This is a genomic window from Saccharopolyspora spinosa NRRL 18395, assembly GCF_000194155.1.
Lineage (GTDB): Bacteria > Actinomycetota > Actinomycetes > Mycobacteriales > Pseudonocardiaceae > Saccharopolyspora > Saccharopolyspora spinosa.
Map to the genome: position 1 here is coordinate 210,877 of NZ_GL877880.1, position 21,922 is coordinate 232,798.

General features: G+C 69.7%; 22 protein-coding genes and 1 pseudogene. 8 read left to right on the plus strand and 15 right to left on the minus strand.

Going from position 1 to position 21,922, the window contains the following annotated elements; translation table 11 throughout:
* Positions 1–250 precede the first annotated feature (250 nt).
* Positions 251–1,597, minus strand: coding sequence for an MFS transporter (locus SSPN_RS0131650; RefSeq protein WP_010312945.1), 1,347 nt, complete (start codon positions 1,595–1,597; stop codon positions 251–253).
* Positions 1,598–1,697: 100 nt separating this feature from the next.
* On the opposite strand from SSPN_RS0131650, the gene SSPN_RS0131655 reads away from it, so the two are divergent.
* Entirely contained in the window at positions 1,698–2,381 is a 684-nt protein-coding gene (locus tag SSPN_RS0131655; RefSeq protein ID WP_010312946.1) for an SDR family oxidoreductase, read from the plus strand.
* Between the two features lie 164 nt (positions 2,382–2,545).
* Here the strand turns inward: SSPN_RS0131655 and SSPN_RS0131660 are convergent, their stop codons facing one another.
* From SSPN_RS0131660 to SSPN_RS0131675, 3 genes are all read right to left on the minus strand, one after another.
* Positions 2,546–3,886 carry an amidohydrolase family protein gene (locus tag SSPN_RS0131660; RefSeq protein ID WP_010312947.1) on the minus strand — a complete coding sequence of 447 codons (1,341 nt, stop codon included), beginning with the start codon at positions 3,884–3,886 and terminating at the stop codon, positions 2,546–2,548.
* 419 nt (positions 3,887–4,305) lie between these two features.
* A complete protein-coding gene (locus SSPN_RS0131670; RefSeq protein WP_010312949.1) occupies positions 4,306–4,965 on the minus strand; it encodes a response regulator transcription factor in 660 nt (219 codons plus the stop codon).
* Positions 4,962–6,764 (minus strand): sensor histidine kinase, encoded by a 1,803-nt coding sequence (locus SSPN_RS0131675; RefSeq protein WP_010312951.1) that lies wholly within the window; start codon positions 6,762–6,764, stop codon positions 4,962–4,964. The genes SSPN_RS0131670 and SSPN_RS0131675 overlap by 4 nt, the downstream gene beginning before the upstream one ends.
* 278 nt (positions 6,765–7,042) lie before the next feature.
* Between SSPN_RS0131675 and SSPN_RS0131680 the strand changes: the two genes are divergently transcribed.
* Positions 7,043–7,750 (plus strand): ABC transporter ATP-binding protein, encoded by a 708-nt coding sequence (locus tag SSPN_RS0131680; RefSeq protein WP_010312952.1) that lies wholly within the window; start codon positions 7,043–7,045, stop codon positions 7,748–7,750.
* A complete protein-coding gene (locus SSPN_RS0131685; RefSeq protein WP_029535923.1) occupies positions 7,747–9,972 on the plus strand; it encodes an FtsX-like permease family protein in 2,226 nt (741 codons plus the stop codon). Before SSPN_RS0131680 ends, SSPN_RS0131685 begins: the two co-directional genes overlap by 4 nt.
* 308 nt (positions 9,973–10,280) lie before the next feature.
* Here the strand turns inward: SSPN_RS0131685 and SSPN_RS60665 are convergent, their stop codons facing one another.
* Positions 10,281–10,520 (minus strand): hypothetical protein, encoded by a 240-nt coding sequence (locus SSPN_RS60665; protein WP_010312954.1) that lies wholly within the window; start codon positions 10,518–10,520, stop codon positions 10,281–10,283.
* A 3-nt stretch (positions 10,521–10,523) separates the two neighbouring features.
* Positions 10,524–10,664: pseudogene (locus tag SSPN_RS60670) on the minus strand (hypothetical protein); the annotation flags it as partial.
* Between the two features lie 3 nt (positions 10,665–10,667).
* Between SSPN_RS60670 and SSPN_RS60675 the strand changes: the two are divergent.
* Complete coding sequence (locus SSPN_RS60675) at positions 10,668–10,877, plus strand: hypothetical protein (protein WP_010312955.1); 210 nt, start codon at positions 10,668–10,670, stop codon at positions 10,875–10,877.
* A gap of 23 nt (positions 10,878–10,900) precedes the next feature.
* Positions 10,901–11,131, plus strand: a complete 231-nt coding sequence (locus SSPN_RS55720; protein WP_249028287.1) for a nuclear transport factor 2-like protein — start codon at positions 10,901–10,903, stop codon at positions 11,129–11,131.
* 492 nt (positions 11,132–11,623) lie between these two features.
* Here SSPN_RS55720 and SSPN_RS0131695 read toward each other — a convergent pair whose 3' ends face one another.
* From SSPN_RS0131695 to SSPN_RS0131705, 3 genes are all read right to left on the minus strand, one after another.
* The gene (locus SSPN_RS0131695) at positions 11,624–11,974 is read right to left on the minus strand and encodes a YybH family protein (RefSeq protein WP_029535924.1); all 351 of its coding nucleotides are present in this window, start codon (positions 11,972–11,974) and stop codon (positions 11,624–11,626) included.
* A gap of 81 nt (positions 11,975–12,055) precedes the next feature.
* Positions 12,056–12,700, minus strand: coding sequence for a tRNA (guanosine(46)-N7)-methyltransferase TrmB (gene trmB, locus SSPN_RS0131700; protein ID WP_237710872.1), 645 nt, complete (start codon positions 12,698–12,700; stop codon positions 12,056–12,058).
* Between the two features lie 144 nt (positions 12,701–12,844).
* Entirely contained in the window at positions 12,845–13,417 is a 573-nt protein-coding gene (locus tag SSPN_RS0131705) for a hypothetical protein (protein WP_010312969.1), read from the minus strand.
* A gap of 235 nt (positions 13,418–13,652) precedes the next feature.
* Between SSPN_RS0131705 and SSPN_RS0131710 the strand changes: the two genes are divergently transcribed.
* Positions 13,653–14,120: a universal stress protein gene (locus tag SSPN_RS0131710; RefSeq protein ID WP_237710855.1), complete on the plus strand. Its 468-nt coding sequence runs from the start codon at positions 13,653–13,655 to the stop codon at positions 14,118–14,120.
* A gap of 257 nt (positions 14,121–14,377) precedes the next feature.
* Here the strand turns inward: SSPN_RS0131710 and SSPN_RS57190 are convergent, their stop codons facing one another.
* From SSPN_RS57190 to SSPN_RS0131740, 6 genes are all read right to left on the minus strand, one after another.
* Positions 14,378–14,548 (minus strand): hypothetical protein, encoded by a 171-nt coding sequence (locus SSPN_RS57190; protein ID WP_158309678.1) that lies wholly within the window; start codon positions 14,546–14,548, stop codon positions 14,378–14,380.
* Between the two features lie 436 nt (positions 14,549–14,984).
* Positions 14,985–15,710, minus strand: coding sequence for an ABC transporter permease (locus SSPN_RS0131720; protein ID WP_010312974.1), 726 nt, complete (start codon positions 15,708–15,710; stop codon positions 14,985–14,987).
* On the minus strand, positions 15,707–16,654 hold the full coding sequence (locus tag SSPN_RS0131725) for an ABC transporter ATP-binding protein (RefSeq protein ID WP_010312975.1): 948 nt from the start codon (positions 16,652–16,654) through the stop codon (positions 15,707–15,709). Before SSPN_RS0131725 ends, SSPN_RS0131720 begins: the two co-directional genes overlap by 4 nt.
* Before the next feature lie 105 nt (positions 16,655–16,759).
* A complete protein-coding gene (locus tag SSPN_RS0131730; protein ID WP_202798965.1) occupies positions 16,760–17,683 on the minus strand; it encodes an HAD family hydrolase in 924 nt (307 codons plus the stop codon).
* 52 nt (positions 17,684–17,735) lie between these two features.
* On the minus strand, positions 17,736–18,392 hold the full coding sequence (locus SSPN_RS0131735; RefSeq protein WP_010312978.1) for a response regulator: 657 nt from the start codon (positions 18,390–18,392) through the stop codon (positions 17,736–17,738).
* An 84-nt stretch (positions 18,393–18,476) separates the two neighbouring features.
* A complete protein-coding gene (locus SSPN_RS0131740) occupies positions 18,477–19,679 on the minus strand; it encodes a sensor histidine kinase (RefSeq protein ID WP_010312979.1) in 1,203 nt (400 codons plus the stop codon).
* 210 nt (positions 19,680–19,889) lie between these two features.
* Between SSPN_RS0131740 and SSPN_RS0131745 the strand changes: the two genes are divergently transcribed.
* Positions 19,890–21,440: a dynamin family protein gene (locus tag SSPN_RS0131745; protein WP_010312980.1), complete on the plus strand. Its 1,551-nt coding sequence runs from the start codon at positions 19,890–19,892 to the stop codon at positions 21,438–21,440.
* On the plus strand, positions 21,440–21,904 hold the full coding sequence (gene grpE / locus SSPN_RS0131750) for a nucleotide exchange factor GrpE (RefSeq protein ID WP_010312981.1): 465 nt from the start codon (positions 21,440–21,442) through the stop codon (positions 21,902–21,904). Before SSPN_RS0131745 ends, grpE begins: the two co-directional genes overlap by 1 nt.
* The last annotated feature ends 18 nt before the right edge of the window (positions 21,905–21,922 follow it).

Genomic DNA, 21,922 nt, shown 5'->3' on the forward strand with positions numbered 1-21,922 from the left:
GCGGGTGTCTGATCGGTTCGCTGCGAGCCGGAACCGCTGACGAGTACAGCGATATCGACCTGGCCTGGGTGGTGCCGGACGGCGCGGTGCCGCGGTGCGCCGAGCGGTTGGGGAGTGCTCGGCGCGGTGGCCGAAATCGCGTCCGTGCGGTCGGTGCGGCGGGCGGAACCCGTCCTGCTCGACGAGGTAACCGCTGCACGCCTGCCCCGCACCCGGCCATGCCCGCAGCCTCCGAGGACCGCGAGGCGCATCAGGTTGCTTGCTCCGTGCTCACTACTTGCTTCTCCGCCCGCGGTGCCGCGCGGAGGGCGATCACCGTGATCGCAGCCGCGACCATCACGAAGCCGACCACCCACAGGCCGGTCTTCTGGGAACCGGTCGCGTCCTTGAGCGCACCAGTGATGTACGGCGCTGCGAAGCCGCTGATGTTGCCCAGCGAGTTGATCAGCGCGATGCCACCCGCCGCCGCGGCACCGGACAAGAAGTTGCTCGGCAGCGCCCAGAAGGTCGGCAGCGCGGCGCAGACGCCGACCGCGCAGACCGTCACGGCGGCCATCGCGCTGAGCGGATTACCCAGGTACAGCGCGATCGGGATGCACACGCCGCCGAGCAGCATCGGCAGTGCGACGTGCCACACCCGCTCCCGCTTCCGGTCGCCGTGCACGGCCCAGAACACCATAGCCACCGCGCCGACCACGTACGGCACCGCGGTGACCAGTCCGGTTTCCATAGTGGACAGATCAGTGCCGTACTGCTGCTCGAAGCCCTTGATGATGGTGGGCAGGAAGAAGCCCAGCGCGTACAGGCCGTACGCGATGCCGAAGTACACGAACGCCAGCGCCAGGATCCGGGGGTGGGTCAGCGCCTTCCGCAGCGGCCAGCCGTGCGCCGTCTCGGTCTGCGCGCGCTCGGCCTCCAGCCGGTCGCTCAGCCAGGCCCTTTCTTCCGCCGACAGCCACTTCGCCTCCGACGGCCGGTCGGTCAGGTAGAACCAGGTCGCCACCGCGAGCAGCATCGCCGGAATGCCCTCGACGAGGAACATGAACCGCCACCCGGACAGCCCGAAGATCCCGTGCCCGGCGCTGATCAGTGCGCTCGAAACCGTCGCTCCGATGGCGCTGGACACCGGGATCGCGGTCATGAACAGCGCGACCGCCTTCGCCCGCTGCGCCGCCTGGAACCAGTAGGTCAGGTACAGGATGATGCCCGGGAAGAACCCGGCCTCGGCCACGCCGAGCAGGAACCGCAGCACGACCAGGGCGGTGGGGCTCGGCACGAACGCCATCACCGTGGCCACCACGCCCCAGCTGATCATGATTCGGGCGAGCCACTTCCGCGCCCCGAAGCGGTGCAGGGCGAGGTTGCTCGGCACCTCCAGCACCAGGTAGCCGATGAAGAAGATGCCCGACGCGAAGCCGAAGGCCGTCGCGGTCAGCCCCAGCTCGTCGTTCATCCCGTTCGGGCCGGCGAAACCGATGTTGACCCTATCCAGGTAGTTCACGAAATAGAGCAAGATCAGGAACGGCATCAGCCGGACCGCGACCTTACGCAGGATCCGGTTCTGGACTTCGGCAGGGGCTGCGTCGGCACTGCTCACTGGAGTGACCTAAGCCCCAACACCCCAACGGGTCAAGAGACAGCCGCTCGTTGGGACGGCCGGTAGCCGCCCCGGAACCGCCCGACGATACCGTTGTGGCATGCTCGAACGCCCAATTGCCCTGGTCACCGGCGCCTCAAGAGGCATCGGGGCCGCCGTCGCTCGCTCGCTTTCCGATACGCACGATCTGCTGTTGGGCGGGCGCGACGCCACCGCGCTACAAACCCTCGTCGACGAACTCCCCGGTGCCAAAGCGTGGCCCGTGGAACTCACCGACCACAATGCCGTCGCCGCCGCGGTCGCCGACATCGATCGGCTCGACGTTGTGGTGCACAGCGCCGGTCTCGTCGAGCTGGCCCCCGTCGCCGAGGCCGCCAGCGACTCCTGGCGGCGCACCTTCGAGCTGAACCTCTTCGCCGTCACCGAGCTGACGCGGCTGCTGCTGCCCGCGCTGCGCGCCGCGAAGGGCCACGTCGTGCTCGTCAACTCCGGCGCCGGCCTGTCCGCGAAGCCGAACTGGGGTTCCTACGCCGCGAGCAAGTTCGCGCTGCGCGCCTTCGCCGACGTGCTCCGCGCCGAAGAAGCGACCAACGGCGTTCGAGTCACCTCGGTGTTCCCGGGTCGCACCGTCACCGACATGCAGCGCAGCGTCCGCGAGCAGGAAGGCCAGGCGTTCGACCCGGACCATTACCTGCGCCCCGAATCGGTGGCGGCGCCGATCGTGTCGGCGGTGCGCGCCAGCGCCGACGCACACCTCACCGAGATCGTCATCCGGCCGTCCTGACCTGGGGCCTGTCCGGGCATCGCGATTCGGGCAGGCAGTCCGGACGACCGGCGGCCGGTGCGGTCGGGTCCATCGCCGATTCAGCGCCGGTTGGCAGCGGTGGCGTGCCGGGCGATACGCACGCCGCCGCACGTCTCGGTGCGCTCCGTCAGGCCATCCGGCCGTCAGCCCCGGATGTGCTGCGACGCTGTGCGGGCTGCGGCCTGCACGTTGCCCCGGTCCACGCGCGTGGGCTCGCGGTCGTGCAGCACCGCTTCACCCGCGACCCAGACGTCCCGGACGCACCGGGATCCGGCCGCCCACACCACGTTCGCCAGCACCTGATCGTCCGGCGCGTCCAGGCCCGTGGCGAACGCAGGGTCGTCGACGTCCAGGTGCACGATGTCGGCCCAGCGCCCCGGCTCCAGGGTGCCGATGTCGTCCCGGTGCAGCGCCTCCGCGCCGCCCCGCGTCGCGGCGAGCAGCGCCGCACCCGCGCTCAGCGCCGTCGCATCGCCCGTCACGGTCCGCGCGAACAGCCCCGCCAACTGCACCTCCTCCCACAGATCCAGATCGTCATTGCTGGACGGCCCGTCGGTGCCCAGCCCCACCGGAATCCCCGCGGCGAGCAGGTCGACCAACCGCGCGGTCCCCGAGGCGAGCTTCGCGTTGGACCCCGGGCAGTGCGCCACGCCCACCCCGCGACGCACGAACAGCTCGATGTCGTCGTCCGACAGGTGCACGCCGTGCGCGGCGAGCACACGGCCGTCGAGCACACCGAGCTTCTCCAACAACGCGGGCACCGAACCGAACTGCGCGCGCTGTTCGGTGTCCTCGGCGAGGGTCTCCGCCACATGCGTGTGGACCAGCGCGGCACGCTGCTGCGCGGACTCGCCGATCGCCTGCAACGCCTCCGGCGGCAGGGTGTACGCCGAGTGCGGCCCGTAGGCCAGCTCCACCCGATCACCGGGCCCGAACCGCAGGCCGTCGGCGTCGATCCACCGGTTGATCCCGTCGACCATGCCCTGCCAGCCGCCGAGCTTGTCCAGCGCCGGGGTGGAGATGACCGCCGAGGCGAACACCACCCTCGACCCGACCGCCAGCGTGGCGTCGACCACCGCCTCGCCCATGAAGTACATCTCGGCGCTCGTCGTGACCCCGGCCCGGAGCATCTCGACGCACCCGAGCTCCATCCCGGCACGGACGTCTGCCGGCCGCAGCCGCGCCTCGGCCGGCCAGATCACCTCGTGCAGCCAACGCAGCAACGGCAGGTCTCCGCCCATCCCCCGCAGCAGCGTCATCGGGCTGTGCGCATGCGCGTTGATCAACCCAGGCAGCAGGATTCCGCTGCATTCCCGGACATTCGCGCCGTGCGGACGTTCCGGCGCCCCGGCGCGCGGCCCGCAGTACACGATGCGCCCCTTGCCGTCGACGTCCACCACGGCGTCCCGGATCACCGAACAACCGGGATCGCATGGCAGGACTACGGGCGCGTGCAGGCGTAGCGCGATCGACATGCCCCGCATTCTGCCCGACGCTTATCCGCCGCCACCTGTGCTTATGACGAGCAACATGATCACCCCCGCCAACCCCGCGATCCCGGCCAGCACTGCCACGAGAACGATGTCCTGCATCCGCTGTGTCATGACTCCAGCATCGCCGGGTCCGAGGCCCCGGACCTCGGCTGATCGGTCAGTCGACCTCGTTCGATCGGCCAGTCCCAACCAGCCTGTCGGCCGACCCCGAACGGGTAGGACAACGGTTGCCGACACCTTGGGCAACGCCTCGATCGGCAGCACGCCAACAGCATCCGCCACGGACACCACGCTGCGCTCCACCGAACTCCTTGCGAAACAAGGGAGACCACGACTCGATGCGCATAGGGACTCTGTGGCGCGGACCGTCCCGCAGCGCTACTCCCGAACCACTGGTGCAGGGCGAGGAATCACGCGTCGTCCATCAACCCGCTGCGCCACGCCCACGCCGCAGTCTCCACTCGGTTGCGGGCCTTGATCTTGCCCTGCGCGGCGGCGAGATGGGTCTTCACCGTGGACAGCGACATGTACAGCTCCTGGCCGATCTCGCCGTTGGTCAGACCGCGCGCGGTCGCCCGCACGACATCGAGTTCGCGCTCAGTCAGCTCCACGGTCGGCTTCGGCACAGCGCGGCGTTGCACCTGCGGCTGCGCGAAGTGCTTGAGCGGGCGCACCGTGATCTGCGGCGAGACCAGCGCGTCGCCGCGCTCCGCCGCCCGGATCGCCTCCAGCAGCAGCGTCGGACCGGCGTCCTTGAGCAGGAAGCCGCTCGCCCCGTTGCGCAACGCGCGGTCGACGTACTCGTCCAGGTCGAAGGTGGTCACGACGACCACCTTGATCGGGTCGGCGACGTCGGGACCGGCCAGCTGCTTGGTCGCCTCCAGCCCGTCGATCCCGGGCATCCGGATGTCCATCAGGCACACGTCCGGCCGCTTCTCCCGCGCGACCCGGACCGCATCCAACCCGGTCGCCACGTCGGCCACCACTTCGATGTCGTCCTGGGACTCCAGGATCATCCGGAAACCGGCGCGCACCAGCTCCTGGTCGTCGGCGATCAACACCCGGATCATCGTCGTCCCACTTCCCCGTTCTGCTCCGCCAACGGCAGCACTGCCTCGACGCACCAACCAACGTGCTCTCCCGGACCGGCCTGGAACCGGCCGCCCAGCAGCTCGATCCGCTCCCGCATCCCCACCAGACCGTATCCGCCCGACCCGCCGACCGGTTTGTGACGCACCGCCGTGCCGTCGTCGGTGATCCGCGCGTACACGTTTATCGGGTCGGCGCGGACGTCGATCTGCACGTAACTCGCGTTGAGCGCGTGCTTCTCGGCGTTGGTCAGGGATTCCTGCACCACGCGGAGTGTGGATCGGGCGACCTCCGGCGGGATCTCCCGACCGAGGTCCACTCGGAGGTCCACAGTGGTCGCTGCGTGGTAGCCGACCGGGACGCGTCGAGTGGCTTCCACGAGAGCTTCCAGATCCGCTTCGAGGTCGGTCGTGGCCTGCTCGGTTGCCGCCGAAGCGCCAGCCGGCTCCGCACCTCGCATGCTCGCGACCAGCCGCCGCATCGCGGTCAGCGCTTCGGTGCCGCTGTCGGCGATGCGCGCCAACGCGTCAGTCGCCGCCTTCGGGTTCTTCTCCGCGACCATCTGGGCGGCCTGGGCCTGCACCACGATGCCGGTGACGTGGTGCGCCACCACGTCGTGCAGCTCCCGCGCCAGCGCCATCCGCTCGGCCTGCTGCGCATCCGACACCGCGCTGTGCACGGTCTTCGCGCGTTCCGAGTCCCGGGCGCGGAAGTACATCCCGGTACCGACGGAGATGACCAGCAACAAGCCACCCGTGAACACCGGTTGCAGGAAGCCGTCCCAGTCGTCGAGCGACGACGAGTCGACCGGCATCACGAACAGGGCGAACAGCGCCGAACCAACCAGCGCGGCACCCGCCCACACCGCGCGCTGCGGCTCCGCGTGCCGCGTCGCGTAGGTCACCAGCAGCATCCCCGCCCCGGTGGAGGCCAAGGGCACCCCGCCAATCATGCTCACCGAGGCTTCCAGTCCCCAGAAGCGCATCACCAGCGCGGTCAGCACCAGCGCCGTCGACCCAAGCACCGCCGCCTCGAACGGCCGGATCGGCCCGAAGACGGCCAGCACCGACAGCACGACACCGCACAGCAGCAAGATCAGGCCGGCCAGCAGCGAGTTGTCCCCCTTCTTCGTGAACTCCAGGAAGACCAGCACACTCAGCACCGCGATCACCGGCCACTGCCGGCGCACCAGCGCGCGCAACGGGGTGTCCCGGACCTCTTCCTGCGCGGGCTGCCAGCTGCGCAGGTACATTCCGGTGCCCACGGTGAGCATCAGCTGAAGGAAGCCGAAGCTGAGCGTCTGGCCGATCTCGTTCGACGGGAAGACGACCGACGAGCCGGTGCGCACCAGCACCGATGCGACGCAGGCCACCACGAGCACGGCGGTGACCGGAACGGCCTTGCGCAGCGGGTGGTAGCGGAACAGGTAGAGCACCAGCAGCAGACCCGCCAGGTTCTCGGTCGGGGTGATATTCGCCAGCCCCAGCGAGAGGAAGTACGCGCCGGTCAACCGGCCGACCATCGTTGTGCCGCACAGCACGACGGCGGCCGCGAGTCCACACCGGAGCGGAGCACGTCGGCCCGCGATCGCCAGCAGCGCCATCGCGGTGACGCCCGGGATCAGCGCAGCGCTCCGGTTGGAGAGCAGCCCGAGCGTGTCGCCGCACCAGAGCAACCCGAGCAGCCCGGCGAAGATCCACTGCTCGCGCAGAAACTCGCCGAGCCGACGCCACCACGGGGCGACCGGCTCGGCTGCGGGGCTTGTCGCGAAACTGCTCACGGTCCGACCGTAGCCGGTGCTCCGATTCGAACACCTTGGCCGAATGGTTCGAAAGCCCTGTCCGATCGGCCGACCTTCGCCCGTCGATCAACGGCCCCGCGGCCGATCCGAAATCCGCCGCCGCACGCCAATCTCGAATCGAGCGAGCCCCGCACCAGGCGGGGCACCGAGATCTTGACCGCAGCAGCCCGAACGCGAGCAACCGCGGGCACGGCGAGCACGGGCCCGCACCGGCGACGAACGGCGTTAGCGGCGCGAAACGAGCAGGAGGAAGGAAGATGTCGGCTTCAACCGTCGATCGGCGGCCCGGGGGACCGTTCCTGGTGGGGCGCGGGTTGCTCAAGAACTACGGCCCGTACCAGGCGCTGGCCGGGGTGGACCTGGCGATCCACACCGGCGAGGTGATGGCGATCGTCGGTCCGTCGGGCTCCGGCAAGACGACGCTGCTGCACGTGCTGGCCGGGATCCTGCGCCCGGACGGTGGCGAGGTGCTGCTGGACGGGCACCGCATAGACCAGCTCGGGGAGGCCAAGCGCAGCGCGCTGCGGCGGCACGAGTTCGGCTTCGTCTTCCAGCAGGGCATGCTGGTCGGCGAGTTGACGGCGGAGGAGAACACGGCGCTGCCGCTGCTGCTGGCCGGGGCGAACCGCAAGCAGGCGCTGGCGGGCGCGCGGGACTGGTTGGCCCGGCTCGGCCTGGGCGGGCTGGAGAAGCGCCTGCCCGGCGAGCTCTCCGGCGGCCAAGCGCAGCGGGTTGCGATCGCGCGGGCCCTCGCACACAGCCCGAAGGTGATCTTCGCCGACGAGCCGACCGGCGCGCTGGACACCCGCACCGGGGAGGAGACCACGCAGGCGTTGTTCGCCGCCGCAGCAGCCACCCAAGCGGCGGTGGTCATCGTGACGCACGACCGGGAGCTGGCCGCCAAGGCCGGGCGGATCGTGGAGATCCGCGACGGGCTGATCACCGGCGGGGTGATGGTCGGATGAATCCCGTGCAGCTGGCGCTGCGGGTGTTGCGGGTGGACTCCCGCAGTCGCCTGTCGGCGGTGCTCACCGCGGCCGGGGTCGCGGTCGCCACCGCGCTGATCCTGTTCCTGGCGACCCTGCCGAACGCGACGGATGCCCGGATGGAACGGGCGTCGTGGCAACGCGGCGCCGTGGATCCCTCCGGCGCGATCTCGGTGGCGAGCCAGGATTTCTTCCAGAACGAGCGGATCATCCGGCTCGACGTCTCGGGCGATCGGGCTCCGGTGGGCAGCGCGCCGCACTTCCCCAGGCCGGGCGAGGTGCTGCTGTCGCCGCGGCTGGCCGAGCTGACCGAGAAGTATCCGCGTGAAGAGCTCGCCAACCGGTTCGCCGGCCAGGTGGTCGGCGTGCTGGACGAGACGTCGCTGAAGTTCCCGGAGCAGCTCGTCGCGCTGGTCGGGCACCCGCCGGGCACGTTGGACGCAGCGAAGGCTGAAGAATCGGGCTGGGTCGCGGCCGGCACCGACGACCTGCTGAAGTTCTTGGCCGGGGTGGGGATCGTGCTGCTGGCCATTCCCAGCCTCGTGCTCGTCGCGTCGGCCGCCAGGCTGACCGCCGCACGTCGGGAACGCCGGCTCGCGGCGCTGCGGTTGGCCGGCGCAACGCCGGGGCAGGTGGTCGGCACGGTCACCGCGGAGACCACGGTCGCCGCGGTGGCGGGCACCGTCGTCGGGCTCGTGCTTAGCTGGCCGCTGCGGTACCTGGGGGCGCAGATCCCGTGGGGTGGCGGCACCTGGTTACCCGGCGACTTCACGCCGTCGTTGCCGACGCTCGTCGCGGTGGCGGTCGTGATCCCGCTGCTGGTGGTGCTGGCGGCGGTGCTGGGCCTGCGCCGAGTGGTGCGGGCGCCCGTCGGCGCGGCGATGAGCCAGTCGAGAAAGGCGCCCAAGGCGTGGCGGCTGCTTGCACTGCCCGCGGCAGCGGGGTTCTTCGCGTTCGGGCTCTACACGGCCGATGAAACCGGCGGCTTGACGTTCCTGCTCGCGGCGCTCGCGGCGGTGCTGGTGTCCGCCTCGGTGGTCGGGCCGTGGTTCACCGGGGCGCTCGGCAAGTTGTTCGCCACCGTCTGGCGACGCCCGGCGATGCTGCTCGCGGGTCGGCGGTTACGCAGCGATCCGAAGGCCGCCTACCGGTCCGTGTCCGGCATCGTCCTCGCGGTTTTCGTCGGGTCGATGGCGCTGACCCTGCTGCCCAGCTTCGAGACCTTCGCGGGCGGCGGCCGGTCCTTCAAGGACTCCGTGCTGTACCTCGACGTACCGGCCGCGCAGGCAGCTGACCAGCAGAATCGCATCGTCGACGAGTTGGACCGCAGCGGCGCGAAGGCCACCGTCGTCCGAGCGGAACCGGTCGCGCTCGACACCTCCGAAGGCGCCACGTACGCCGGTCTGGTCATCAGCTGCCCGGATGCCGCGGCGGTGACCCGGATGGCGGTTGGCTGGTGCGCGGGGCCACCGGCCATCCGCGTCGACCCGGGCACGCAGCTGCCCCCTTCGGGTCTGCGGGTCTCGCCCATCCCGGAGTCGGGTACCGCGGAGGTGCCACCGGAGTTCGGACTGCCCGCGAACGTCGTGACGCGCCCGCTCGGCGGCCAGGACCCCGAGCTGAGCGATTCGGTGCTGATCGATCCCGCGCTGGTGCCCGGCGAGATCGGCAACACCGGGGAATCGACGCTGGCCGTGAACCCAGCGACCGACGCCGACCGGGAGAAGGTTCGGACCGCGCTAGGCATGGCGCTTCCCGGCGCCAGCTTCAACAGCCACGAGCTGCGGCTGGAGGGGCAGCAGACGATGCTCAGCGATCTCAAGCGGGTGACCGCCATCGGGCTCTCGCTCACGGCCCTGCTCGCAGGCAGCAGCGCCGCGATCACCGCCGCGTCGTCGGTGGTCGACCGCCGACGCACCTTCGGCGCGTTGATCGCGGCGGGGACCCCGGTGCGCATGTTGGGCCGTGCGCTGCGGACCGAGGCGGCGCTGCCCGCACTGGTCGCGACGCTGGGCGCCGGCGCGGGTGGCATCGCGGTCGGCATGTCGATGCTGACCTTGTTCGGCTCGGACACGCCGGTGGTGATCAGTGGCTGGCTCTTCACCCCCGTCGCGATCGGGGTGGCCGTCGCGGTGCTCGCCGCCTCCACCAGCGGCCCGATGCTGCGCCGGATCAGCACCGAACCCATCACCGACGAGTAGTGGGCGAGTAGCCCCGCCAGTCGCAAGTGACCATCCGGCCAGTTCCGCAGCGCGCGGGACTGGCCGGTCGGCCATCCCGGGCCGACCACATGACCGATCCGAAACACCCGGCCGGAAGTGATGATCGAGGTGTCAGAAGGAAGATCCTGGGAGGTCAGAAATGTTCGTCACCCTCGTTTCCGCCATCGGCGCGATCATCGCTCTCGCGCTGCTGGTGCTCATGTCGCTCAGCTCGGTTCTCCCCGAAGTCGTGGACCGCTTCGCGACAGCCCGTCGTTCGACGAGCGACCGTGCGCAGCAGTCGCAGGTCAGTCCTCGGACGAGCCCGTACCCAAGCAGCGGCGGTTCATCCGCGACAGCACGTCGTACCGGAGTTGCGGCGGTTCGGGGGACTGGGAGCCGGGCGGTTTTCCAGGCCGGATCCGCTGGGCCGCTTCCTTGGTGACGGTGAAGGCAGGTAGTCGAAGCGGCTGCGCTGGCTCGGTGGCTCCCACCCCCGGGCGCTGGAGCGCGGCGGTGAATCGCTGGTACCGGGGTTTGCCGAGCACGCCACCGCCGGAGGGCGCATACCCCGCGTACCGGACGACCTGTTCGTTCCAGATGCGCAGGCAAGCGATCCGGTGCGTCCGGGGCGGGCGAAACTCGACGTCCGATCGCCGCCAGCAACCGGCCGGCCCCTCGACAAAGCTGATGCCGTGACTGCAACGAACGCGACCAAGTCCGTGTTGGAAGGCATGTACGCGGCGGAGGCCGGGTACGTGGCGGCGGGCGGCCCCGGCGAAGCGAGTTTCGCACCGCTCGCCGAGTTCTTCTCTCCCGACGTCGTCCTGCACCAAGCCGAGGCGATGCCCTACGGCGGCACCTGGCACGGCCACCAGGCATGGAACGGTTCTTCCTCGCGATGAGCCGGACCTGGGAATCCTGCGAAATGCTGGAGCAAGACTTCCTCGCGTCGGACGACGCCACGGGCACGATCGTGGTACTCACGCACGTCCGGGTCCGAGCCCGCGCAACCGGACGAGAACTCGAATTCCCCATCGTGCAGACGATCGCGATCCGCAACGAGCTGATCACCGAGATCCACCCGTTCTACTGGGACACCGCGGCGATCGCCGACATCTGCGCGAACCCAGCGCCAACGCAACACCAATCGCACTGACAGCCGCGACTCTGACGAGCCGCCCGGTGCGCATGCCCTGCAATGGCCCGGAAATCGTTGGACTCGGCGACGAAGTGCTTGCGTGATAGCGGTATGAGCTCCTTCTGGACAGGCCGGCTCGTACGGCGAGGCATCGAAGGCGAGGACTGGCAAGCGTTCATGCGGGAGCGCTGTGTCGGCGCGTACGCCCAACCGAACCAGTTGATCTCGCGGCAACCGCATCCCGCAGGCAGTCGCGGAAGCCCAGCAGTGTCGTCTTCTCATCGGCGTTGAGGCTCGGCGGGCGGAGATCACCACGCGGCCCGGTATCCGTCACACCGCGACATCGCACAGCCGATCACCGAATCACGGACGCGCAAGAACCGTTTTCAGCCAAGCAGATCGGGCATCAGAGCGCGCTTCACGGCACGGGTGCTGTCAGCCGCTTCCTCTTCCCGCACAGACAACTCGCACGATCCGACGTTGGCGGCCGCAAGCCCGATCCGCCTGAACTCACCGCAGGCTGGGCTGGTCGATGCCCCACAGCCAGGTGTCGTCGGGCTGTCGGCGTGCCACCTCGACGGTGACGCCACCACCGGCCAACCGAACCGAGGTGAGCGCCAGATCGCCGTTGCGGATCGCGGGCTGCGTCTCACCCGCCGCGAACTCGGGCTTGGCCGCGACGAACTGCTCGTACGCCGCACGGATCTCGCGGTGCCCGACGGCCCTGATGGTCGGCACGATCAGGACCTCATCGGGCCCGTACAACGCCACCAGCCCATCGACGTCACCGGCGTTGAGCCGTTCCAGCACGAACCGGTTGAGGTCCGCCGGCTGCGTCGCGCGCTGGCACCCATTCCGCATCGCCTTCATCTCGCATCTGCTCGGGCAGATCCCGTTCAGACGATGGAGACGGCAGTGACAGGCCGTCCCGATCGAACCGGGCTAGATGCGTTCGAAGATCAGGTCGTGAATCTCGCGGCCCTCTTCGTGCGCCCGGTTCTCGAACTTCGTGACCGGCCGCCACTCCGGCCGCGGCGCCCAACCACCCGGCTCGTCGGCGTACCGGTTGCGCAGCTGCGGTTCCGCCTGGCAGACCTCCAGCATCTGCTCGGCGTAGTTCTCCCAGTCCGTCGCGAGGTGCAGCACACCGCCCGGCGCGAGCCGGGAAGCGATCAGCGCCACCGAGCCGGGCTGCACGAGACGGCGCTTGTGGTGGCGCTTCTTCGGCCACGGGTCCGGGAAGTAGATGCGCACCTCGGCCAGCGACGCGGGCTCGATGTGGTCGCGCAGCAGCACGATCGCGTCGCCGCGGAGCAGCCGGAGGTTGGTGACCTCCAGCTTCTCCGCCCGCAGCATCAACTGGGCCAGGCCCGGCTTGTAGACCTCGACCGCCAGGTAGTTGGCGTCGGGTCGGGCGGCCACGAGCTGGGAGGTCGTCTCACCCATACCGGAACCGATCTCCAGCACGACCGGGGCGGAGCGGCCGAACCAGGTCGCGAGGCCCAACCGGCCTTCGGGCAGCGCGGTCACATCGGAACCCAACTCGGGCCAATGCCGGTCCCAGGCGCGCTGCTGACCCACCGTCATCCGCTCGCCGCGTTGGACGTAGCTGACGACGGTACGACGGAACGGAACCTGCTGGTCAGAGGCATTCACGGGAACCCAGTATCGCAAACGGGCGGCAAGCCCCGGCGACCGAACCCCGCCCCGCCCGAAGGCGGGGCCGGCGGGTCACCAGGCTTCGATCTGCGGGAACATCGCCACCAGGCCGGTGGCCCGCTTGACCTGCACCGGAACCGGCTCGTTGTCGCCGTGCACCGGCACCACGTTCAGCCATCCCCGGTGCCTGTCGGTCATCACCACGGTGGTGGGCTCCCGCATCGACGCGCGGTCCGACGGCGCGTACTCCCAGTACCCGGCCTCGCCGACCCCGGCCCAGGGCACGAAAACCCAACCTGGTCGGGAACCGAGCACCGCATGCGTCTCGTCCTCGATCTCGAACGCGGCGCCCCGCGACTCGATCTCGCCGCGGTCCAAGGCCCGCAGCCACCACGGGGCGGGCAGTCGGCGCTTGGCGCCGTGCAACTTGCGAAACAGTCCGAGCACCTGGTGTTCGGGTGCGGTGTGGATCCAGCTCCGACGCAGCGATGCGGGTGTCGCGGCCTCCAGCGCGGGCGGGTGCGCTTCCGTTGCCAGCGACCATTCCAGCCTGGGCACCGGCTCCAGCTGGACGTCGTTCACAGACCGCCACGCTGGCGCACCGCCCTCCTGCGCCTGGACTACCGACCGTTCCTTCGGCTGCATGATTCGGCCCCACCCTTCTGCTGTTGAGAAAGTTGCGAGCCCAAACTCGCCCTCGACCAGCGCATGTCCCCAAGCGACGCTGGTTCGGGACATCCCTACTCATGCCTTACCACAGCAAATATCCAGAATGAAACAGGCATGTTAATTGTGCCTAAAATCACATATATACAACGTCTTGGGCTGATGCAACGCTGATCGGCTCGACAACTCGACCTCGTGCGGATGGAGTGAACAGGTGCCAGATCAGACGATCCAACAGGTGGAGATCGACGGCGGCGTCGTCGTCGGCGTGGACAGTTCCGCATCGTCACTGCGTGCCCTGCTCGTGGCGGCCGAAGAAGCCAGACGCCGCAACACCGCTCTGCACGTGGTGCGAGCCTGGAGCTTCCGGACAGCGCCGCGACCGGCGGACTGCCCGCCGAATGTCGTGCCGAGCCTGGACCAGTTCCAGCAGACGGTGGTGGAGGACACGGAACGGATCGTGTCCAAGAAGCTCGGCGACCACGCCGACCTCCCGGTCCAGATCCACGTGGTCCATTCACCGTCGCCGCAGGCGCTGCTGTCGGCGTCGAAGGGAGCGGACCTGCTCGTCGTCGGCCATCGGGGCCGCGGTGGGTTCGCGGGCCTGATGCTGGGGTCGGTGGCCGAGCAGTGCGTTCGCCACGCGGCCTGCCCGGTGCTGGTGGTCCGCCCCAACGTCTAACGGGAACAGGCAGCCCGCCCGTTCTTCTGCCCGCACCGGATGGGCGATTTCGCGCAGTGATGAATCGCTGCGGCACCTCGGGGCGTGCGGGCTCTCGTGCGGAGGCGTCGCCAGTGCGGAGGAAGGACTGCAGTTGCGAAGCGTCAGCGCAGCCTGCGCGATAAGGCATGTGAGCAGCCGGAAACCCGCTGCCGCTCAGTCGCCCATGCGCCCGGTGTGGGACAGCGCCCTGCGCAACGGTTCCCTCGCACCAGGCGTCAACGAGCACCCGCACCGCGCAGGTCGATAAGCGGCACGAATCCGAAGGCTTTAGCCATCTCGTCGAGGAACGAGACCACGGTCCCATCCGCCTCCGTCACCACGTGCCGGTCCTCGTCGAGAAGAGCATTCAGAAACTGCACTGGACCGGAGAGGATGCCTCCGCTCATAAGGCGCAACTCGCCCTCGACTTCGGGATCGTCCTGCCATCGCCGCGCCGGGTTGAGGCATTCGCACTCGCGTCGCCGCGAAGATCACCTGGAAGTTCAGAAAGCACAGGGCCCGGGCCATCCCCCGAATGACAGCCCGGGCCCTCCCCCGTCCCGACCGCCGGCGCCCCCGAGCGCTGTTGCAGTCGGTCGAATTTGGTCGTGCCTGCCGGCCCCGACGTCAGCCCTCGCACGATGTCCAATGCGGACACTGCGTGCTGTAATGGGCGCGGCGCACCGAGTAGGCGACGTCTGCGGCTCGATCTTTCCCCACCGATCTTATCCTTTGACGTGATCAGACTCTCGGCCGGGCCGGGTAACGTTTTGCTTTCCCTCGCCCAACTGGGCCTTCGTTCAGTTGATCATGAAAGGTTAACTCAAGATCAGTTCTCGCAGGTCATGCGTCTCGTCGCTGGACGATGATCAAAGCGATCACCCACACCGCCACCGCGACGGCCGCGAAGTAGGCGAGCGCGCCCCACGGACCGAACGGCATCTCGCCGACCCCGGCGGTGCCCGAGAGGAAGTGCTCGGCCGCGTTGAACGGCATCCACTTCCGCACGTCGTCGCCGACCTTCGGGACCAGGCCGACCAGGCTCTCCACCAGCAGCGGCCAGAGCAGCAGCAGGGCGACCGCGCCGGCCGTCTGCCGCAGCAGGGCGCCGACCGCGACCGCCAGCACCGCGCTGACGGCGAACACCAGGCCGACCCCGGCGACGTTGCGCCAGTCGTCAGCGGTGGCGAACGAGAGGTCGGAGCCCGGTGCCAGCAGCTTCGCGACGCCCCAGGAACCGAACGCGGCCAACTCGCCGATGATCAGGGAAACCACCGCGACGACCACCGTTTTGGCCAGCAGGGCGGCGGTCCGGTTCGGCACCGCCTGGAAGGTCGCCCGGATCGTGCCGAACCGGTACTCGGTGGTGATCGACAGCGCGGCGAGCACCAGCACCACCATCAGCCCGAACCTATAGCCGGCCTGCGTCATCGCCACCGACATCTGGCCGTCGGACACGGCCGCGAACAGCATCGCGAACCCGATGGTCATCGCCAGCGCGAGGAATGTGCACCACCAAGGGGACTTGGTGGAGAAGAGCTTGATCCGTTCAACGGCGAGCAGGGTCATCGGGCCACCTCCGAGGCCGTCGGCTCGGACGAGGCGGCGCCGAGACCGGTCTGGTATTCGACTGCGTTGCTGGTCATCTGGATGAAAGCGTCTTCCAACGAGCTCCGTTGCGCGGTGAGCTCGTGCAGCACGATCCCGTGCTGCGCGGCGAGTTCGCCGATCTGCTCGGTGCCGACCTCGTCGACCAAGAGCGTGTCCGCGGCCGTCGACCGCGCGCTCAGCCCCTGCGCGCTCAGCAGCTGTTGCAACTGCGCCGAGCTAGGCGAGCGCACCAGTACACCCTGTGTGCCGGCGTTGTCCACGAACTGCTGGGTGCTGCACTGCGCGATGAGCTCGCCGCGGCCGATCACCACCAGTTCCTCGGCGGTAAGTGCCATTTCGGACAGCAGGTGGCTGGAGACGAAGACGGTGCGCCCCTCCGCGGCCAGGCCCTGCATAAACCGCCGGATCCAGTGGATGCCCTCCGGGTCGAGCCCGTTCACCGGCTCGTCGAACAGCAGGATCTTGGGGTCGCCGAGCAGCGCGGTGGCGATCCCGAGCCGCTGCGACATGCCCAGCGAGAACCCGCCCGCCTTGCGGCGCGCGACGTCCTCCAAGCCGACCATGCCGAGCACCTCGTCGACCCGCTTCGCGGGGATGCTGTTGGACTTCGCCATCCACTGCAGGTGGGTGCGCGCGGACCGGTTGGGGTGCACCCACTTCGCGTCGAGCAGCGCCCCCACGGTGCGCAGCGGGTGCTTCAGCTCGCGGTAGGGCTTGCCGTCGATGCGCACCTCACCCGCGGTCGGCCGGTCCAGGCCGAGCATCATGCGCATGGTGGTGGACTTGCCGGCTCCGTTGGGACCGAGAAAACCCGTTACCCGGCCGGGTTTCACGGTGAACGACAGATCGTTCACCGCGACTTTCGAGCCGTAGCGCTTGGTGAGGCCGATCGCCTCGATCATGATCACTCCTGTCTGGCCGACAATGCCGCGGCCCACTTGGGCCACACCGCTAAGCCTGCCCGGTCGACCCTCGCACCGGCATCGCCCCAGCGTCTGGACCTGGGGTCAGACTGGAGTCGTAGTCGACCCCCACCAGCAGGATGACCTCACCGGGTTCTCCCTGAGCTTGGTGGACATGCGCGAAACAGCTATCCCGGAGTCCGGGCATCCGAGGTTCCGCCACCCGCACCGCCACGCAAGACGAGTTTGGGCCGAGGCCAGGCCGTCCGCGGCGACCGGCCCGGTGACCTCGTGAGCCGCGGCGCGCACGGCCGCCGGAGCCTGCCCCATCGCGACGCCGCGCGCCGCCCAGCGCAGCATCTCGATGTCGTTGTCCCCGTCACCGGCGGCAAACGTGTCCTCACTCGCGATGCCCAGTTCGGTGCGCAGCTTCTCCAGCGCCGAGCCCTTGGTCACGCCCTCCGGGACCACCGTGACCCACGGCTCGTAGTGGTCCAACGTGAAAGTGCAGCCGGGCAACCGAATCCCGGCCAGCTCCTCGACGACCTCGGCGGGCTCGTGATCCACCCAGTTCGCGATCAGCCGTGGCACCGGAACGCTGACGAGTTCGTCCAGCGACGCCAGCTGTTGCGGGCCGTGCAGTTCGTGCTCGTGGAACCTGGAGGTCACCAGGCTGCCCGCGCCGACGTCCTCGGCCGCGAAGATCGCGCCGGGCAGCCGCCTGGCCAGCTCGGCGAGCACCGGCCCCGGCTCGAAGGTCTCGACGGACAGCACTTCCCGCGCCGCCGCGTCCACCCGCACCGCGCCGTTGGAGCACAACGCGATTCCGCTGATCAGCTCCAGGTCGTCGAGGATCGGCAGGGTTCCGAGCATGCTCCGGCCGGTCGACACCACGACCTGGGCGCCCGCCTCGACCACGCGCCGCACGGCCGCCCGGACCATCGCGGAAATCTCCTGGGTGGCCGGATCGAGCAGCGTCCCGTCGACGTCGAGGGCGATGAGTCGGGGCTTCCACGCGGCGTCGGTCACCACCGCAGGCTAGCCGCCGATGCGCCCCGAAGTGGCTGGTTGGAGGCGCAATTCACGCCTCGCCGGGCTTGACCAGACCGGTTTCGTAGGCCAGCACCACCGCCTGTACCCGATCCCGGACGTCCAATTTGGACAGGACGCGTCCGAGGTGCGTCTTCACGGTGGCCTCGGACAGGAAAAGCTTGCCCGCGATCTCGGCGTTCGACAGCCCCTTCGCCACCAGCACCAGCACCTCGCGCTCCCGGTCCGTCAACACGTCCAGCACCGACGCGTCCCGCAGCTGGCCGCCGCGCTCGCCCAGGAAGCGGTCGAGCAACCGCTTCGTCACGCTGGGCGCGACCACCGCGTCACCGCTGGCGACCGACCGCACCGCGGTGACCAGGCTCTCCGGCGGCGCATCCTTGAGCAGGAAGCCGCTGGCCCCGTTGCGCAACGCGGACAGGGCGTATTCGTCCAGGTCGAAGGTGGTCATCACCAGGACCTTCGCGCTGTCGGCCGCGACGATCCGGCGCGTCGCCTCGACACCGTCGAGAACCGGCATCCGGACGTCCATCAGGACCACGTCCGGCAGCAACCGCTCGGCGAACTCGACCGCCTCCGCGCCGTTGCCGGCCTCGCCGACGATCTCCAGGTCGTCCTGCGCGTCGAGCACCATCCGGAACCCCATGCGCATCAGTTCCTGGTCGTCGACCAGCAGCACCCGCACCATGTGGCACACCCTATCCAAGCTGCGCTTTCAGGACTTTACTTTCCAACCACTTGGCCCAGGCGCCCGGATTCGTGCGTGACCACGTCAAGAAATCGGGCCCGGCTGGTCGAGCGGCAGGATTGCGTGCACCCGCCAGCCGCCGCCGGTTCGCGGACCGGCCGCGAGCGTGCCGCCGTAGACCGCGGCGCGCTCCCGCATGCCGATGAGCCCGTTGCCGCCCGAGGTCATCTCGGTCGGTTCCCGCCGCATCCCGTCGTCCACCACCTCGATCTCGATGCGCCGCCCGTCGTTGACGGCCCGGATCGATGCCTTGGTGCCGGTGCCGCCGTGCTTGACCACGTTGGTCAGCGACTCCTGCACGATCCGGTACACGCTCAGCCCGATCCCGGTCGGCAGCCCGGTGAAGTCGCCGGTGAGCTCCATCGACACGGTGAGCCCGAGCCCGCGCACCCGGTCCACCAGTTCGTTCAGGTCGGCTGCGGTGGGCTGCGGGATGCGGGCGGGGTCGTGCTCCGTGCCGTCGCGGAGCACACCGAGCAGGCTTCGCAGTTCGCCGAGCGCCTCGCGGCCGGTGCTGCCGATCGCGTGCAACGCCCGTTCGGCGAGGTCCGGGTTGCTGCGCAGGGCGTAACCGGCGCCGTCGGCCTGCGTCACCATCACGCTCACCGAATGCGCCAGCACGTCGTGGATTTCCAGGGCGATCCGGTTGCGCTCCTCGGCGACCGCGATGCGGGCCTGCTGGTCGCGCTCGAATTCCAGGTTGTGCAGCCGCCTTTCCACCTCCGCGTGGTACGCGCGGCGGGCCCCGATGAACTCGCCCAGCACCCAGCAGAAACCGACCAGCATGACGAAGAAGAGGACCTGGACGAAGACCAGCGCGGGCAGGTCCTCCGGCGCTTCATCGCCGGTGAACAGCCGCAGCAGCAAGAAACCGCCGGTCAGCGCGGTGTAGACCGCCGCCTTCCAGCGCCCCACGTAGGCGACCAGGGTGTAGATCATCATGCTCGGCACCACGGTCGTCGTGGTGACGTCCGGCCCCTCGTTGAGGACCGCCATGATCGCCAGGCCGAGCAGCGCGACATACGCCGACTGCACCGGCCAGATGCGTCGCACCGACACCGGCACGGTCAGCAGCAACCCGGCCAATACGAACAGCGCGGTGGGCATGCCGACCGCGAGATCGCCTTCGCCGCCGAGCTCACCCAGGTGCAGGAGCAGCATGAAGGTGGCGATCCCGCTGTCGCCGACCAGCGGGCGCGCCCGCAACCAGAGGCTCAGTTTCCGCACCGAGCGAGGTTATGCGGTCGGCAGGCGAGCCGACGTCATCCCACGGGCTCGAATCGCGTCAGCCCCTGGTCGCATCCGCCCTGGCCCGGGCTGCCCCGCGGGCCGCAGCGGCGGATACGGGGGTGGTGATCGCGTGACTCGGCCCGGCCCATCAGATCTGCGTGGCAGGATGTAGCGCGCAGCGAGTCGCACATCCCGGAAAGGTCGGCGTTGAGTACGGCAACCGAGCAGCAGCACTGGCCCGGCCCGCTATCGGCGGCGGTCGCCCGGCTGTGCACCGGGTTGCGGCCGCAGGTGTCCGAGCGGACCGCGGCCGGCTTCGCCGAGGTGCTGCGCAGGCTGTCCGCGCCGCTGCAGGTGGCCGTCGCCGGCCGGATCAAGTCCGGCAAGTCCACGCTGGTCAACGCGCTGATCGGGCGCCGGGTCGCGCCGACCGACGTCGGCGAATGCACCCGGCTGGTCACCCGCTTCCAATACGGCACGGTGGACCGCGTCGAGGTCATCTTCCACGACGGCAAGAAGCAGGCCGTGCCGTTCGACCCCGACGGCGGCATCCCCGCCGACCTGGGCGTGAACATCGACGAGGTCTCGCACCTGGAGGCCTACCTGACCAACGCCGTGCTTCGCGACCTGACCGTGATCGACACCCCCGGGCTCGGCTCGCTGGACGCCGCATCCGTCGCGCGCACCGAAGAGCTGCTCGGCACCCGCAAGGAAGAACAAGGCGAGGAGGACACCGAACTGGACCCGGTGTCGCGCAACGCGGTCGCCGGGGCCGAAGCCGTCCTCTACGTGGTGACGCAGGGCGTCCGCGCCGACGACGAGCAGGCGCTGGCCGCGTTCACCGCCGCCACCGCAAGCCGGGAAGCGGGGCCGGTCAACGCGATCGCGGTGCTGAACAAGGCCGACACCATCGAGCCGAGCTCCGTCGAGGACTCCGGCGGCGAGGTGTGGAAGGCCGCCTCGCTGCTCGCTGAGAAGCAGGCGCAGCTGCTCAAGCCGAAGGTCGCCGACGTGCTGCCGGTGATCGGCCTGCTCGCGGAGACCGCCGAATCCGGCGGGTTCACCGCCGCCGACGCGGAGGCGCTGCGCGGCCTGGCCCAGCTGGACGAGGCGACCCGCGAAACCCTGCTGATGTCCGCGGACCTGTTCACCAGCTGGGAATGCGACGTGCCCGCCGGCACCCGCAGCCGGCTGCTGGAGCGGATGGACCTCTACGGGATCCGGTGCGCGCTGGCGGCGATCGACGCCGAACCTGAGATCACCGCGGGCGCGCTGCGGCGGCGGCTGCTGGACTCCTCCGGGCTGGCTTCGGTGCTGAACCGGCTGGACTCGGTGTTCCGGGCGCGGGCCGACGGCATCAAGGCCGCTGCGGCGCTTGCCTCGGTGACCGCGCTCGCGCACGCCGCCGGCGACCAGGGCGAGCGGCAGCGGGTGCACGACGCGATCGAGGTTCTGCTGGCCAAGCCGGAGGCGCACCAGCTGCGGGTGCTGGAGGCGTTGACGCTGGTCGCGGCCGGGGCGGTGGCGATGCCGGCGGACCTGGCCGAGGAAGTGATGCGGGTCGGCAGCAGCAACGACGCCGGCGAGCAGCTCGGCCTGCCGGGACGGCACCGCATCGAGCTGACCGACTACGCGCTGGAGCGGGCGAACTGGTGGCGCTCGTTCTCGTCGTTCGGCGCCACACCCGCGCAGAGCCGCATCGCGCACGTGGTGCACCGGGCGTACTTCCTGATCTGGCAGCAGCTGCGGTCCGGGTGATGGCGGTGCGGGGCTGGCGACGCAACAAACCACCCGAACGTGGAACCGGTGGTGTGCCGGAGGCGTCCGATCCGGGTGAGGGCACGGCCGTTGCCCCGGACGTCGACGCAGGGTTGGGGATCGACATGACCGCCGTGACCAGCGATATCGGCATAGACCCGCTGGAGAAGGCACTGGCCGAACGAGCAACGCTGATCCAGCTGTGCGTGTACGCGATGGACCGGGCCCGCAGCGCAGGAGTGGTGGAGCGGCTGTCCGAGGGCCTGCGCAGGGTCGGCGTCTCGGCGCTGCGCCCGGACGGTACCCGTTTCGACCCGGCGCACCACGAGGCGGGCGGCACGACGCCGACCGACGACCCGGAGCTGGACGGGGTGATCGCCGAGACCGAGGTGCTCGGGTTCTCCGACCGGGACCGCGTGCTGCGCGCCCCGGTGGTGACCGTCTACCAGCTCCGGGCGCAGTGATCCGCCTTCCGCTGATCA

Excerpts from the sequence above, each read along its gene's own strand:
- trmB (WP_237710872.1), bottom strand. The coding sequence starts at position 12,700 with ATGACGGTGGGTCAGCAGCGCGCCTGGGACCGGCATTGGCCCGAGTTG.
- SSPN_RS0131705 (WP_010312969.1), bottom strand. The coding sequence starts at position 13,417 with ATGCAGCCGAAGGAACGGTCGGTAGTCCAGGCGCAGGAGGGCGGTGCG.
- SSPN_RS0131670 (WP_010312949.1), bottom strand. The coding sequence starts at position 4,965 with ATGATCCGGGTGTTGATCGCCGACGACCAGGAGCTGGTGCGCGCCGGT.
- SSPN_RS0131720 (WP_010312974.1), bottom strand. The coding sequence starts at position 15,710 with ATGACCCTGCTCGCCGTTGAACGGATCAAGCTCTTCTCCACCAAGTCC.
- SSPN_RS0131660 (WP_010312947.1), bottom strand. The coding sequence starts at position 3,886 with ATGCGGGGCATGTCGATCGCGCTACGCCTGCACGCGCCCGTAGTCCTG.
- SSPN_RS55720 (WP_249028287.1), top strand. The coding sequence starts at position 10,901 with ATGCTGGAGCAAGACTTCCTCGCGTCGGACGACGCCACGGGCACGATC.
- grpE (WP_010312981.1), top strand. The coding sequence starts at position 21,440 with ATGGCGGTGCGGGGCTGGCGACGCAACAAACCACCCGAACGTGGAACC.
- SSPN_RS0131735 (WP_010312978.1), bottom strand. The coding sequence starts at position 18,392 with ATGGTGCGGGTGCTGCTGGTCGACGACCAGGAACTGATGCGCATGGGG.
- SSPN_RS0131655 (WP_010312946.1), top strand. The coding sequence starts at position 1,698 with ATGCTCGAACGCCCAATTGCCCTGGTCACCGGCGCCTCAAGAGGCATC.
- SSPN_RS0131685 (WP_029535923.1), top strand. The coding sequence starts at position 7,747 with ATGAATCCCGTGCAGCTGGCGCTGCGGGTGTTGCGGGTGGACTCCCGC.
- SSPN_RS0131680 (WP_010312952.1), top strand. The coding sequence starts at position 7,043 with ATGTCGGCTTCAACCGTCGATCGGCGGCCCGGGGGACCGTTCCTGGTG.
- SSPN_RS57190 (WP_158309678.1), bottom strand. The coding sequence starts at position 14,548 with ATGAGCGGAGGCATCCTCTCCGGTCCAGTGCAGTTTCTGAATGCTCTT.
- SSPN_RS0131695 (WP_029535924.1), bottom strand. The coding sequence starts at position 11,974 with ATGCGGAATGGGTGCCAGCGCGCGACGCAGCCGGCGGACCTCAACCGG.
- SSPN_RS0131725 (WP_010312975.1), bottom strand. The coding sequence starts at position 16,654 with ATGATCGAGGCGATCGGCCTCACCAAGCGCTACGGCTCGAAAGTCGCG.